11 protein-coding genes are annotated in these 14,913 nt (G+C 57.3%); 4 read left to right on the top strand and 7 right to left on the bottom strand.

Annotation, left to right across the window (positions count from 1 at the left end; all coding sequences use genetic code 11):
- Window positions 1-481: 481 nt before the first annotated feature.
- Both RT340_RS01460 and speB read right to left on the bottom strand, forming a co-directional pair.
- The gene (locus RT340_RS01460) at window positions 482-1,567 is read right to left on the bottom strand and encodes an iron-containing alcohol dehydrogenase family protein (RefSeq protein ID WP_313373659.1); all 1,086 of its coding nucleotides are present in this window, start codon (window positions 1,565-1,567) and stop codon (window positions 482-484) included.
- On the bottom strand, window positions 1,564-2,523 hold the full coding sequence (gene speB, locus RT340_RS01455) for an agmatinase (protein WP_097117310.1): 960 nt from the start codon (window positions 2,521-2,523) through the stop codon (window positions 1,564-1,566). Before speB ends, RT340_RS01460 begins: the two co-directional genes overlap by 4 nt.
- Window positions 2,524-2,647: 124 nt before the next feature.
- On the opposite strand from speB, the gene RT340_RS01450 reads away from it, so the two are divergent.
- The 3 genes from RT340_RS01450 to ybiB all read left to right on the top strand — a co-directional run bounded on the left by RT340_RS01450 (window position 2,648) and on the right by ybiB (window position 6,817).
- A complete protein-coding gene (locus RT340_RS01450) occupies window positions 2,648-3,544 on the top strand; it encodes a LysR family transcriptional regulator (RefSeq protein ID WP_160834675.1) in 897 nt (298 codons plus the stop codon).
- Between the two features lie 54 nt (window positions 3,545-3,598).
- A complete protein-coding gene (gene dinG / locus RT340_RS01445) occupies window positions 3,599-5,776 on the top strand; it encodes an ATP-dependent DNA helicase DinG (RefSeq protein WP_313373655.1) in 2,178 nt (725 codons plus the stop codon).
- Window positions 5,777-5,848: 72 nt separating this feature from the next.
- Window positions 5,849-6,817, top strand: coding sequence for a DNA-binding protein YbiB (gene ybiB / locus RT340_RS01440; protein ID WP_313373653.1), 969 nt, complete (start codon window positions 5,849-5,851; stop codon window positions 6,815-6,817).
- Between the two features lie 289 nt (window positions 6,818-7,106).
- Here the strand turns inward: ybiB and RT340_RS01435 are convergent, their stop codons facing one another.
- From RT340_RS01435 to hutH, 3 genes are all read right to left on the bottom strand, one after another.
- Window positions 7,107-8,264, bottom strand: coding sequence for a M20 aminoacylase family protein (locus RT340_RS01435; protein WP_211728138.1), 1,158 nt, complete (start codon window positions 8,262-8,264; stop codon window positions 7,107-7,109).
- 329 nt (window positions 8,265-8,593) lie between these two features.
- The gene (gene hutU, locus RT340_RS01430) at window positions 8,594-10,279 is read right to left on the bottom strand and encodes a urocanate hydratase (RefSeq protein WP_038647984.1); all 1,686 of its coding nucleotides are present in this window, start codon (window positions 10,277-10,279) and stop codon (window positions 8,594-8,596) included.
- Between the two features lie 10 nt (window positions 10,280-10,289).
- The gene (gene hutH / locus RT340_RS01425) at window positions 10,290-11,843 is read right to left on the bottom strand and encodes a histidine ammonia-lyase (protein WP_160834672.1); all 1,554 of its coding nucleotides are present in this window, start codon (window positions 11,841-11,843) and stop codon (window positions 10,290-10,292) included.
- 319 nt (window positions 11,844-12,162) lie between these two features.
- Here hutH and hutC point away from each other — a divergent pair, with 319 nt between their 5' ends.
- Entirely contained in the window at window positions 12,163-12,918 is a 756-nt protein-coding gene (gene hutC, locus RT340_RS01420) for a histidine utilization repressor (RefSeq protein WP_034820947.1), read from the top strand.
- Here the strand turns inward: hutC and RT340_RS01415 are convergent.
- On the bottom strand, window positions 12,902-13,441 hold the full coding sequence (locus tag RT340_RS01415) for a HutD family protein (protein WP_211728139.1): 540 nt from the start codon (window positions 13,439-13,441) through the stop codon (window positions 12,902-12,904). The genes hutC and RT340_RS01415 overlap by 17 nt on opposite strands.
- Window positions 13,438-14,793 (bottom strand): formimidoylglutamate deiminase, encoded by a 1,356-nt coding sequence (locus RT340_RS01410; RefSeq protein WP_211728140.1) that lies wholly within the window; start codon window positions 14,791-14,793, stop codon window positions 13,438-13,440. The genes RT340_RS01415 and RT340_RS01410 overlap by 4 nt, the downstream gene beginning before the upstream one ends.
- Window positions 14,794-14,913 lie beyond the last annotated feature (120 nt).

Here is a 14,913-nt window from a genome sequence, read left to right as displayed (position 1 = left end):
CATTGCGTAAGGCCGCAGCACCGCTGATGCTTCTATAGTGGGGCAGGAAATCCACACAGGGATGACGCAAATTTTACAGTCTGCTGAGGAGCTGAAGTAAATGCTGTTGGAAGGGGCACAATATTTGAGGCCGTAGCACCTCTGCTGCTGCAAGGGCTATCCGCAGCGCTGAGGCTTTTACGTTGGGCCAGGAGATCCACGCAGGGATGCGTGGATCAGTTCGGGGCCGGCCAGGGATGGTCGATCCCCGAACGTTCCGTCGGCACGACGTGTAAGCCGAGGGCACCGCGTCAGCGGCGCGAGGACTGCCCGGCAGCAGCAGAGGTGTTACGGCCCGCACCCAGCACAGGACTCAGCCTCCAGCCTCCAGCCTCCAGCCTCCAGCCTCCAGCCTCCAGCCCCCAAACTAAACACACCTATACTTTTCGTTCTCACTCCGCATAAGTACTCGTCTCATCCTGCTCAAGTACTTAGCTCAGATTTAAACCCGATCAGCCAACCCTTCAATCCGCTGCATCGCCGCCAGCAGGCGGGCTTCGGTCACTTCGACCGACATATTCTCCATATCCGGTGCGTGCACGGATTCACGCACAATCAGCGCCAGCTCGGCATCATCCAACTCGGCAATCTCACTCAGCGTCAATGGCACACCGCACTCACGTGCCAGACGCATCTCATCCAGCACCTCTTCATCGCTGCGATCTTCCAGCGCCAGCAGGCACAAGTTGCCAAAGCCCACCAACAGGCCATGACCAAACTCACGCGTCTTATCGCAGAAGGTAAAACCTTCATAAATCGCATGTGAAGCCGCTGCGTGGGCGCCGTTGCTCATCAGCGAGGTCAATCCCGCCCAGGTAAAGATGGCATCCAGCACCTGATCCAAAGAGGCACTGCTCTCACCGCGCAGCACTGCTGCATAAGCTGCCGGGCCGTGTTCCGCGATCACGTCATAGCAAATCTGGCTATGTGCCAGCGATGACAATGCATTGCCTTCGCGCGCCGGATGGCGGACGCTCACCACGCGGAACTCATACCATTTTGCCAGGGTGTCGCCCAGACCAGCAGCCAGCCAGCGAGCAGGGGCTTTAGCCAGCAACTCACTGTCGATGATCACTGCCGCCGGTGCCTGTGGCAGCGGGAAAATATCGAAGAAATTGCCGTTATCGTCGTAGCGAATGGTCAATGGCGTCACTGCCGAACAGGTGGCGGCAATGGTCGGGATGGTGATAAACGGCAAGCCCAACTGCGCGCCCACGGCTTTTACGGTATCCAGCGATTTACCGCCGCCGACACCGATAATCACGTCAGCTTGCAGTTCAGTAGCGATCGCCGCCAGACGGTTAATCTGATTGATTGAAGTCTCACCACCAGACCACTCCTGCGCCAGCAGCGTCACGTTGGCTGTCAGCAGTTGAGCGCGCACCTGCGCATCCACTGACTGCAGTGCCTGGTGGCCGCCGATCAGCAGGGCGCGTTTGCCCAGCCCCGCACAAATCTCGCCCAGTTGATTGATCACACCCGCACCGCGCAGCACGCGCGCCGGAAACACCAAATTCTGTTGTGTCATGCTTTCTTCTCTGTGTAACGGACGCCGGGCAATACGCACAGCATCTCATAAAGGATATTGGCCGCCAGCTGGGAGGTCATGCCGCTGATATCGTACGGCGGTGACACCTCGACCAGATCGCCACCGACCAGATTGAGTCCGCGACAGCCGCGCACAATCTCCAGCCCCTGCATCGAGGTCAAACCACCCACTTCCGGTGTACCGGTGCCGGGTGCCCATGCAGGATCGAAACTGTCGATGTCATAGCTGAGATACACCGGACCGTCGCCGATGCGTGCACGCACCTCAGCCATTAATGGGGCCATGGAGCGATACCAGCACTGTTCGGCAGGCACCAGATGGAAGCCCTGATCGACGCCCCACTGGAAATCATCGGCGGCGTAGCCTTGAGCACGCTGACCAATCTGCACCACGCGCTGGCAGTCAAGCAGGCCTTCTTCCACCGCGCGGCGGAACGTGGTGCCGTGGGCAATCTTCTCGCCAAACATCTCATCGTTGGTATCGGTATGCGCGTCAATATGGATCAGGCCCATTGGCCCATGCTTCTTCGCCAGCGCGCGCAAAATCGGCAGTGTCAGCGTGTGATCGCCACCGAGCGTTAACGGAATAATCGGCCAATTATTCAGCTCGGTATAATAGTTTTCGATGATGTCGACCGACTTCAGCAGACTGTAGGTATTGATCGGCACATCGCCGAGATCGCCGACGCGCAACGAATCAAAAGGGGCCGCGCCGGTCGCCATGTTGTACGGGCGAATCATTACCGAATCGGCGCGAATGGCACGTGGACCGTAGCGCGTGCCGCTGCGCTGCGACGTACCGATATCCAGCGGAATGCCTACAAACGCCACATCAAGATCGGCAGGGGATTCGGCAGCGGGCAAACGCATCATGGTGCCACGGCCAGCGAAACGGGGCATCTCGTTGCCACCCTGCGGCTGAGGAAAATCGGTCATCACGAACTCCTTCGGCTAAGTGAGTCTTATCATGGCCTGAGGGAGACGCGGGAAAAATCCTTGACAGTAAATAATCACTTCATAGATTGGTTAACTTTAGTCAGTAATCACTGAAGGAAATGCGGTGCAAACATTACCTAATCTCAAACTGCTGCAGGTGTTTGCCAGCGTGGTGGAAAATCAGGGCTACTCGCGTGCACAGCAGGCGCTGAATATGACCACCCCCGCCATCAGCGCTTACATGAGTGAGCTGGAAACGCAGCTGGGGTTTATTCTGTGCCAGCGCGGACGTGGCGGCTTTACCCTCACCAGCAAAGGCGAGCAGTTTCATCGCTACAGTCAGGAAATGCTGGCCACGCTGGCGGGTTGGCAGGAGCAGGTCGAGACGCTGAAAAGCGCGCAAGGTGGCACCTTTTCGTTGGGTGTGGTGGATGCGACAGTGACTGACAGCACGCTGGATCTGCCGGCGGCGATTGCGCGCTTTAATCAGCGTTTTCCGGCGGTATTTTTTAATCTCAGCGTGCGCGATCCCAATGAACTGCAGCAGCAGTTACTGGAAGACCGCCTTGATCTGGCAATCGGGCACTTTCCACTGCGTGCCAGCAATCTGGTCACCATTCCGCTTTATGAGGAGCAACACTGGTTGTATTGCAGTCCGCACCATCCACTGGCGCAGGGCGATCCGGATATGCGCACCGTGCAGCAAACCGGCATGGTGACGCGGCGTTACTGGAATCAGCAGGAGTTAAACAAGCGCGGCTTCCGCCAGACTAACGCCTCAGTGGAGAGTATAGAGGCGCAGTTGACGCTGATCCTCTCCGGGAGATATATCGGCTATTTGCCGGAGCATTACGCGCAAAGCGGAGAACAGCAGGGCACGCTATGCCGCTTGTTGCCACAGCATTTTCACTTCCGCGCACCGTTTTCGTTTGCCTTCCGCCGTGGACGCGCGCGCGAAACGCTGATCCGCGCGATGCGTGAAATTCTGAATCCAGCGCGAAAAAATAGCAGTGAAAGCTGACGCTGCGCCGATACTGTGTAAAAATACAGGCCAATTCAGCAAACAGTAATCAACATGGCCCTGACAGCAGCGATAAAAAGCCAGATTGCGCAATGGTATAAGGCGCTGCAGCAGCAGGTTCCTGACTTTATCCCCCGTGCGCCACAGCGTCAGATGATCGCTGAAGTGGCGAAAAGCCTGGCCGGTGATGAAGGCCGCCATCTGGCGATTGAGGCCCCCACCGGCGTGGGCAAAACCTTGTCTTATTTGATCCCCGGCATCGCGGTAAGCCGCGCCGAGGAGAAACGGTTAGTGATCAGCACCGCCAACGTCGCGCTGCAGGATCAAATCTTCAGCAAAGACCTGCCGCTGCTGAAAAAAATCATCCCCGATCTCACCTTCACTGCCGCATTTGGCCGTGGCCGCTATGTCTGTCCGCGCAATCTCGCGGCGCTGGCTGCGACGGAAGATCAGCAAGGCGATTTGCTGCTGTATCTCGATGAAGAAGCGCTAACCGGGTCGAAAGAAGAGCAGAAGTTCTGTGCCAAACTGGAAAAGCAACTCAGCAGCTACAAATGGGACGGCCTGCGCGATCACTCCGATGTCTCAATTGATGACAGCCTGTGGCAGCGCCTTTCCACCGATAAAGCCAACTGCCTGGGGCATCACTGTCGCTGGTATCGTGAATGCCCGTTCTTTGTTGCACGTCGTGAAATAGAACAGGCGGATGTGGTGGTGGCGAACCATGCGCTGGTGATGGCGGCGATGGAGAATGAATCCGTCTTACCGCCTGCCAAACACCTGATGCTGGTGCTGGACGAAGGTCATCATCTGCCAGAAGTGGCGCGTGACGCGCTGGAGATGAGTGCGGAAATCACTCCCGGCTGGAGCAGTTTGCAGCTCGATCTGTTTGTGCGGCTGGTGGAAACCATCATGGCACAGTTCCGCCCGAAATCGCCGCCACCGCTGACCAACCCTGAGCGGTTAAAAGGCCATTGCGATGAGATGCGTGAACTGCTGCAAATCCTGTGCGACGCGCTCAATCCGCTGTTACCCGCGCACAATCAGCCGGGCGAGTTTCGTTTTGTGCTGGGTGAGTTGCCGGAAGAACTGATGACGATGTGCGCACGGCTGTTCAAACTGAGCGATGCATTGCGCGGGTTGAGCGAAGGGTTACTCAATGAGTTGGGTGAGCAAACCGGCAAAGCCGACATCATGCGTCTGCATCGGGCAATCATTCAGCTTAACCGCCAGTTTGGTTGGTTCGAATCGATCAGCAAACTGTGGCGACTGGCGGCCATGGAGAAAGCCTCTAATGCGCCGGTATCGAAATGGATTACCCGTGAAATTCGGGACGGCCAGGCGCATCTGCTATTCCACTGCGCCGGGATTCGCGTCAGCGATCAGCTGGAGAAACTGCTGTGGCGCAAGATTCCGCATGTGGTGGTGACCTCGGCGACCTTGCGTTCACTGAACAGCTTCAATCGGCTGCAAGAGATGTCAGGGCTAAACGAGAAAGCGGGCGATCGCTTTGTGGCGCTGGATTCGCCATTTAATCATGTCGATCAGGGCAAGCTGGTGATCCCGCAAATGCGCTATGAACCGCTGATGGCTAATGAAGCGGAGCACATTGCCGAGATGGCAGGCTTTTTCCTGCAACAAATGGCAGAAGAGAAGCACAAAGGCGTGCTGGTGCTGTTTGCCAGCGGGCGCGCGATGCAGCAGTTTGTCAGCCATGTCAGCGCATTACGCTTATCGATGTTGGTGCAGGGCGATCAACCTCGTTCGCGCTTAGTGGAGCTGCATCGCCAGCGAGTCGAAGCGGGGCAAACCAGTATTCTGGTTGGACTGCAGTCTTTTGCTGAAGGCCTGGATTTAAAGGGCGATCTGCTGACGCAGGTGCACATCCATAAAATCGCTTTTCCCCCGGTAGACAGTCCGGTAATTTTGACCGAAGGGGAGTGGTTGAAGAGCCTTAAACGCTACCCGTTCGAAGTGCAGAGTCTACCGAGCGCTTCGTTTACGTTGATTCAGCAGGTCGGCCGTCTGATTCGTAGCCATCACTGCTTCGGGGAGATCGTGATATACGATCGGCGACTGCTTAATAAAGCTTATGGCAGTCGGCTGCTGGCCGCCTTACCGGTGTTTCCGATTGAACAACCGGCGGTGCCCGAAGCCAGCATAAAACCAGTGGTAAAAGTAGCGGTTAAAACCGCAGTCAAACCAGCGAAGCGTAAAAGTAAGAAATCTTAGGTGTGCCCAGACGCACATCAATGACCTTTTGGCAGCCGGTTATCGGCGCGCCCTGGAAGCAGGAATGCCCTGATGGAACTGAATAAAATTATCAAAGAGATTGGGCGCGGTAAGAACCACGCGCGCGATATCGATTTCGACACCGCCGTTGCCCTTTACAGCGCCATGCTGGCGGATGAAGTGCCAGAACTGGAGCTCGGCGGTGTGCTGATCGCCCTGCGTATCAAGGGCGAAGGCGAAGAGGAGATGCGCGGTTTTTACCACGCTATGCAGCAGCAAATGATGCAGTTGCAGCCGCCCGCCAATCGCCCGATGCCAATTGTGATCCCCAGCTACAACGGCGCACGTCGTCAGGGCAATCTCACGCCGCTGTTAGCTTTACTATTAAGCAAACTCGGGTTTCCGGTGTTGCTGCACGGTGTGAGTGACGATCCAACCCGCATCACCACCGAAGCGGTACTGGCAGCGCTGGATATTGCGCCGGCCACCACTGCGCAGCAGGCACAAGCGAAACTGGAGAGCGGTGAGCTGGCGTTTATCACCATCGATCACCTGTGTGCACCGATGTCAAAACAGCTGTCGCTGCGCTGGCGCTTGGGCGTGCGTAATAGCGCACATACGCTGGCGAAGCTGGCGACACCGTTTACCGAACGTGCCGCGTTGCGTCTGGCGAGTGTTTCCCATCCCGAATATGTGCCGCGCGTCGGCAAGTTCTTCCAGGATATTGATGCACCCGCCATCCTGCTGAATGGCACCGAAGGTGAAGTGTATGCCAACCCACAACGCTGTCCGGCGATTAACTACATTGGCGGTGCGGGCGCAGAGGCGGAAGTGTGGGTTGAGCGCCAGCCAGAAATCAGCGTGGAACTGCCAGAAAGTAAAAATGCGCAAGACACCGCAGACTGGATCAAACAGGTACTGGCCGGCGAACGTGCCGTGCCGCAGGCGCTGCGTTTACAGCTGGCGTGCTGCTTAGTGGCCACCGGAGAGTCAGCGACGCTGGATGAGGCGGAAACGCGATTGCAGCAAGCTGGGATCTGACGGGTAAATCAATACCCGCAGCCTTGGGTTGCGGGTCAAACGCACAGTCGAGAGAGGATATAAAATCAATCGTGCAATCGTGCAATCGTGCAATCGTGCATCGAGGGGGTTTGCGGGGTGGATGCATAGCGGGCAGGTAACCGATTCCCTTCAGCTTGAGTCGCGCCGTCGAATCTATTGCTGCCTGATACAATGCCGCTTGAGATTGCTGGTTTTAGAAATCCGCCAGTCAGGCTTTAACCAACATGCCACCTCGATTGATATTCCTGGGTTCCGCGAATCCTGCCAGTCAGGCTTTGACCAGCACGTTCTCCACTAGTTGCTGCCAGAAGCGGATACCAATCGGTATCAGATCATCATTGAAATCATAATGCGCGTTGTGCAATGGGGCGGAGGGGGATGCGCCATCGGCACCGAGCCAGAAGTAAGCACCCGGGCAAGATTCCAGCATACAGGCGAAATCTTCCGAGGCCATGGAAGGATTCACCTGCCAGTGCACCTGCGATTCACCTAACACGCGCTGGGCAACCTCGCGCACCTGTTCCGCTGGACCGGCATGGTTGGCGGTGACGGGATAACCCGGATACCAGTGAATCTCGCCGCTGACGCCAAACGGGCGCGGCAGGGTAGTGACAAAATCTTCAATCAGACTGCGCACGCGGTCACGTACGTCAGTCTGCAAACATCGCACCGTACCACGCAGCACAATCTGCTCGGGAATCACATTGATCGCCTCACCACCGTGGATCTGCGTCACGCTCACCACCGCTGACGCCAGCGGTGACAAACGGCGTGACGGAATGGTTTGCAGCGCCATGATCAGCTCTGCTGCCACCACCATCGGGTCGGCACCGCTCTCCGGCATCGCCGCATGACAGCTTTTGCCGTTCAGGCTGATTTCAAAGGAATCGAGCGAGGCCATCATCGCACCTGGATTCACCGCCAGCGAACCCACCGGCAAACCTGGCCAGTTGTGCATGGCGTACACCGCATCCATTGGGAAACGGGTAAACAAACCTTCTTCCACCATTTTCCGCGCACCGCCAAGATTCTCTTCCGCGGGCTGAAACAGGAAGTGCACCGTGCCTTTGAAGTTGCGCGTCGCGGCCAGTTGGCAGGCCGCCGCGAGCAGAATGGCCGTGTGTCCGTCGTGACCGCAGGCGTGCATCACGCCTGAGCGGGTAGATTTCCACTCCGGCGCGCCTTTTTCGGTAATCGGCAATGCATCCATATCGGCGCGTAAACCAATCACCGGGCCTGGGCCGTTTTCCAGTGTGCCAATCACGCCAGTGCCTGCCAGGCTACGGAACACCTGTAACCCTGCTTCAGCGAGCACATTCGCAACCAGTTCACTGGTTTGTTGCTCCTGGTAACCGAGTTCAGGATGTTGGTGTAACTGACGACGCCAGTTCAGGGCGTTTTCCAGCAGGACGGCAGGCAGGCTCATAAAGTAAGGCTCTCCATCAGCAGCAGTTGCTGCGATTTCTCTGACACGTAACGTGATGTCTCCACTGTAGTGGTAAGCGCAGGGCGGCGTCTATCGTGGAAAGGAATAATTCGGCTATAGGGTATAGCGGAATGGAATATACCCGGCAGCATGCAGCATGCAGCATGCAGCATGTTGCATTTAAGGATTTAAGGATTTAAGGATTTAAGGATTTAAGGATTTGAGGGTTGAGAGTTGAGGGTTGCGGGTTGAGAGTAGAGAGTAACGAGGAAATTTGGCGGCTGAACTAAGGTCGCCCGGTTAAGGGCGACTTCAGTTATCACGACAAATTACTTCTGCATCGGCAGGTTCAAGCCATGTTCTTTCGCGCAGCTCTGCGCCAGTTCATAGCCCGCATCCGCGTGACGCATCACACCGGTTGCCGGGTCATTCCACAATACGCGGCCAAGACGCGCGTCGGCTTCGGCAGTGCCGTCGCAGACAATCACCACGCCGGAGTGCTGCGAGAAGCCCATGCCAACGCCGCCGCCGTGATGCAGGCTAACCCAGGTCGCGCCGCCTGCGGTGTTCAGCAGGGCATTCAGCAGCGGCCAGTCGGAGACAGCATCCGAACCGTCTTTCATCGCTTCAGTTTCACGGTTTGGTGAGGCGACGGAACCACAGTCCAGGTGGTCACGGCCGATGACGATAGGCGCTTTCAGTTCACCGTTGCGCACCATTTCGTTGAATGCCAGTGCGGCTTTATGGCGCTCGCCCAGTCCCAGCCAGCAGATGCGCGCTGGCAGTCCCTGGAAGGCAATACGTTCCTGCGCCATGTCGAGCCAGCGGTGCAGGTTCTTGTGCTCCGGGAACAGCTCCTTCAGCTTGGCATCGGTTTTGTAGATATCCTCTGGATCGCCTGACAGCGCCACCCAGCGGAACGGACCTTTGCCTTCGCAGAACAGCGGGCGAATATAGGCGGGTACGAAGCCTGGGAAATCAAAGGCGTTTTTCACCCCTTCATCCAACGCTACCTGACGGATGTTGTTACCGTAATCCACGGTCGGCACGCCCATATGATGGAAGTCGAGCATGGCCTGCACATGCACCGCCATTGACGCGCGAGCGGCTTTTTCAACCGCTTTAGGATTGCTGACGCGCTCGGCCTGCCAGCGATCCAGATCCCAACCCACTGGCAGATAGCCATTGATTGGATCGTGTGCAGAAGTCTGATCGGTGACGATATCCGGCTTCATCCCACCCGCTTTGGCGCGCTTCACCAGCTCCGGCACGATTTCCGCGGCGTTGCCCAGCAGGCCAACGGAAATTGCCTGCTTCGCTTTGGTGGCTTTCTCAATCAGATCCAGCGCTTCGTCTAAGGTATACGCTTTATGGTCAACGTAACGGGTGCGCAGACGGAAATCGATGCGGGATTCCTGGCATTCAATCGCCAGCACGCTGGCACCGGCCAGTACGCCCGCCAGCGGTTGTGCGCCGCCCATGCCGCCCAGGCCTGCTGTCAGGATCCAGCGACCGCTCAGATCGCTGTCATAATGCTGGCGACCGGCTTCGGCGAAGGTCTCAAAGGTGCCCTGCACGATGCCCTGTGCACCGATGTAGATCCAGGAACCGGCGGTCATCTGGCCGTACATCATCAGGCCGGCTTTATCCAGCTCGTGGAAATGATCCCAGTTAGCCCAGTGTGGCACCAGGTTAGAGTTAGCCAGCAGCACGCGAGGTGCATCGGCATGAGTACGGAACACGCCCACTGGTTTACCAGACTGGATCAGCAGGGTTTCTTCAGGCTGCAACGCACGCAGTGAACGCAGAATCTGCTCAAAGCACTCCCAGTTACGCGCGGCTTTACCGATGCCGCCGTATACCACCAGATCTTCCGGGCGCTCGGCCACATCAGGATCGAGGTTGTTCTGGATCATGCGGTAAGCCGCTTCAATCAACCAGTTCGCACAATGCAGTTCGTTACCGCGCGGCGCACGGATTTCACGGGCAACAGCCTGAGATAAAGTTTCGCTCATCATCAATTCCTTAAAGGGAAGGTGAACGCTGGCTTGGCAGCAGCGCAGTCAAAGATTCAGGCCAGGCGTGACTGCTGGCCCACAGACGCATGGATTCGATATCCGGCGCCATTAAACGGTCTTGATCAAGGAAGGCAACGTTCTCGCGGATGCGACTCATCTCTTGTTCCAGCGCAGTCGAGCTTTGCAGTGGACGATGGAAGTCGATACCTTGCGCCGCAGCCATGGCTTCAATGCCGACCACGGCAGCGGTGTTGAAGCACATATCACCGAGGCGACGCGCGGCGTAGGTGGCCATCGACACGTGATCTTCCTGGTTCGCAGAGGTCGGCAGGCTATCCACGCTACCCGGATGCGCCAGCGATTTGTTTTCAGAAGCCAGTGCGGCAGCGGTGACCTGAGCAATCATAAAGCCAGAGTTCACACCACCATCGCGCACCAGGAATGGCGGCAGGCCTGAGAGACCAGTATCCAGCAGCAGCGCCATACGGCGCTCGGAAATGGCGCCGATTTCGGCAATCGCCAATGCGATGATATCGGCGGCAAATGCCACAGGTTCGGCGTGGAAGTTACCGCCCGAAATCACATCACCGCTTTCACTGAACACCAGCGGGTTATCAGAGGCCGCGTTGGCTTCGATTTGCAATACACGCGCCGCATGGCTGAGGTTGTCTAAACACGCGCCCATCACCTGCGGAACGCAGCGAATCGAGTAGGGATCCTGCACGCGACCACAATTGGTATGTGAGCTGAGGATTTCACTGCCTTCCAGTAAGGAAGAAACGGCAGCGGCTACCGCGATTTGCCCGTGCTGACCGCGCGCCTGATGAATACGTGCATCGAAAGGTTTTACCGAGCCTTTGATCGCTTCCAGTGACAGCGCGCCGGCCATCAGCCCTGCGGCGAACAGGTTCTCAGCTTCAAACAGGCCACGCAGTGCCAGGGCGTTGGAAACCTGGGTGCCATTCAGCAGTGCCAGACCCTCCTTCGGTCCCAGCACAATCGGCTGCAGGCCGACGCGTGCCAGCCCTTCGGTGGCAGGAATCAGTCCTCCGTCAACGCGTACCTGACCCTCGCCCAGCAACATCAGTGACAGATGGGCCAGCGGTGCTAAATCGCCGGATGCGCCAACCGAACCTTTTTCCGGGATACACGGCATCACACCGGCATTAAACAGCGCCAGCAGGGCTTCGATTAACTGGATACGTACGCCGGAGTGACCACGTGCCAGGCTGATAATTTTAGTGGCGACCACTAAACGCGTGACGTTATCGGGCAGTAAGTTGCCCAAACCCACGCTGTGCGACAGCACCAGATTGCGCTGCAACTCTGCCAGACGCTCAGCAGGAATCTGTGTCTGGGCCAGTTTGCCGAAGCCGGTATTGATGCCGTACACCACTTTGCCTGATGCCACGATGGCATCGACGGTTTCATTCGCGCGATCGATGGCCGCACGAGCGTCATCCGCTAACGTGAGCTTCACCTTGCTTTGATAAATCGCCCGCAAGGTCGCGAGGTCCACTTCACCGGGAACGAGGCGAATTTCCTGAACCGAACCTGACATAGTCTACTCCTGTCTATACAAGTGATCGGGTGCTACCTGTAAGCCCTGGGTTTACGATGTGGCATGGGGTAGCACCATTGAATGAGCTGAGTGAAGCATAAGTGTCTAATCTTGTCTATACAAGTAGCAAGTGCTGTGCCAGATTGATTGGATTCTGTGAAATGCGCCGCAATGCGGGATGTGTCATCCAGCCGCAGCTGCATTGCACCGAAACAGGGAGAACGCTGCACTGTTAACGGGCTGTCTGCACAATTGGATGTATATACATTTACGTGCTGAGACAGTAAACTTTGGGCATTATTCGGAAAAGGAACAGGATATGGCGGAGCAAACGGCAATAGCGCAGCTGGCCGCAGCGATGGGCGATGAGCCAGCACCGATTTATCAGCGCGTGAAACAGGCGATCGTCAGCCAGATCCGGGAAGGTCACTGGAAAGCGAATCAACGCGTACCGTCCGAAAGTGAACTGGTTAACGAACTGGGCGTGAGCCGCATGACCATTAACCGTGCGCTGCGTGAACTCACCAGCGAAGGTTTTTTGGTACGCATGCAAGGCGTCGGCACCTTTGTCGCGGAGATGAAGGGTTACACCGCGATGCTGGAAGTGCATAACATCGCCGATGAAATTGCCCAGCGTGGTCATCGCCACAGCTGCAAAATTTTGTCGATTGGGCAGATGAAGGCCGATCCGGAGCAGGCCGCTGTGTTGGGCTTATCCACCGGGCAGACGCTGTATCATTCGTTGATTGTGCATTACGAAAACGATATGCCGGTGCAACTTGAAGATCGTCTGGTCAACCCGCTGGTGGCGCCGGATTACCTTAGTCAGGATTATCATCAACTGACGCCCTACACCTATTTGATGCGCGTGGCGCCGTTGACCGCCGGTGAGCATATTGTGGAAGCGGTACTGCCCGATTTGCGCCAGCGTAAACATCTGGCGCTGGATGAGCACGAACCCTGCTTGTTGATTCGTCGTCAGACCTGGAGCGACAACAAGATTGTGACTTACGCGCGCCTGCTCTATCCAGGCTCGCGCTATAAGTTACTCGGTCGTTTCAGAGGACACGGCTAAGCGCCACAAATAGCAGGCTGGCATCCGAGGTTCGCGGTGCCAGCTGCGTCTCTTTATCCAGCCACCACATTCCCTGATTAACCGTGATGCGTTTGACGTCCGTACTCTGCCATTCGCCGGATAATACCCACGCGACACCGTGTTGGCTGGTAGCGGCGTGTTGCACAACCTCCACCTGTGCCTGCCAACTGTCGCGGCGTGTCATGATATTGAAATCCTGACAGCTGCCGCTGATCTGTGCCTCAATCGACCATTCCCCGGGAAATGCCCACGGCTGATGCGGCAACAACGCGTGCTCGACGCTTTCGCTGCGCAGCACCACGCTATCGCCACTCAGCAGCGTAATCACACGATCGATACCGGGGAATGGCGAAAAAGGCCCGTCGGCATCGATGGTGGCAATACTGGCGCGCCAGCCAAATTGGGTCTCACCGGGCGGGAAGCTGATGATTTCACGCGTTTCACCGCCGCCGTTGCGCCAGCGGCTGACGGACAGCTGGCTGTAGTCGAAATACGTTCTCATTGCAGTGCACTCATGGCCTGGGCGAAGCGCGCGGCTGAGGCCTCTTCGGCGGGATGATGGCCTTCGCTGATCACCTGATTACCGGCGACAAACACATCGCGGATCTGGCTTTGCGTACCACCAAACAGCCAGCGATTGAGTAGCGAAGCGGAACTCACGCTGCTCAGGAAGGCATCGTTTTCCAGTACCAGCCAGTCGGCGCGTTTACCCACCGCCAGTTCACCGGTGTTGATCGCGCACGCCTGCGCACCGCCTTGTGCCGCCTGCTGCCACAACAGATCGCCCACAGAAGGCTGATGGGGCAGGGTGATTCGGTTGCGACGACGATCGCGCAGGCGCTGACCGTACTCCAGCCAACGCAGCTCTTCCTGCGCGCTGAGCGATACATGGCTGTCCGAGCCAATGCCCCAGCGTCCACCCTGGGCAATATATTCTACCGCCGGGAAGATGCCGTCGCCGAGATTGGCTTCGGTGGTCGGACAGAGTCCGGCAATCGCACCGCTGGCCGCCATGCGGTGGATTTCGCTGTCGTCCAGATGGGTGGCATGAATCAGGCACCAGCGCTGATCTACTTCGAAGCGATTATACAGCCAGGCAACCGGACGCTCGCCGCTCCACGCCAGGCTGTCATTGACCTCTTTTTCCTGCTCGGCCACATGAATATGTACCGGCACATCAGCAGCGCCAGCGGCCAGCACTTCACGCATCTGAGCTTCACTCACCGCGCGCAGCGAGTGGAAACAGATGCCATGATTAAGCAGCGGCTTATTGGCGCTCCATTGCGCAACGCGTTGCTGTTGCTGCAGATAAGCCTCCGTTTGCTGGATAAAACGGCGCTGGCCGTCGCTGGCCGGTTGCGATCCAAATCCGCTGTAGCTATAGAGCACCGGCAGCAGCGTCTGACCGATCCCGGCCGTCTCGGCGGCGGCAATCAGGTTGAGCAGCATCGCGTCATCGGCATAGGGTTTGCCCTGCGCATCGTGGTGCAAGTAGTGGAATTCCGCCACCTGGCTATAGCCGCCTTTCAGCATATCGATATAGAGATGGGTGGCGATATCGCCGACCTGCTCCGGCGACAGGCGCTGCACCATGCGGTACATCAGATCGCGCCAGGTCCAGAAACTGTCCTGCGGATCGCCCGCCACTTCCGCCAGCCCGGCCATGGCACGCTGGAAGGCGTGCGAATGCAGGTTAGCGATAGCGGGGATCACCGGGCCAGCAAGGCGAGTGGCGCTGCCTGGTGTGCTGCTGGGGGTAAGTTCAGCAATCTGTCCGGATGCGTCAGTGGTAATCAATACGTCTTCATGCCAGCCGTCGGCCAGCAGCGCGCGTGGGGCAAAAAAAACGGCCATGGTTGATCCTTAAGGGCGGAAAGTTGTATATACATATACATACTTTGAGACGCACTGTAAAACGTCAGACGTGAAGGGGAGTGGGATGGCAGAAGCGAAGCAGATCGACAGCCTGTGGCT

Source organism: Pantoea sp. CTOTU50773 (assembly GCF_032082325.1).
GTDB lineage: Bacteria > Pseudomonadota > Gammaproteobacteria > Enterobacterales > Enterobacteriaceae > Pantoea > Pantoea communis.
The sequence above is the reverse complement of the archived record's forward strand: the minus strand, read 5'-3'. Positions and strand labels throughout refer to the sequence as shown.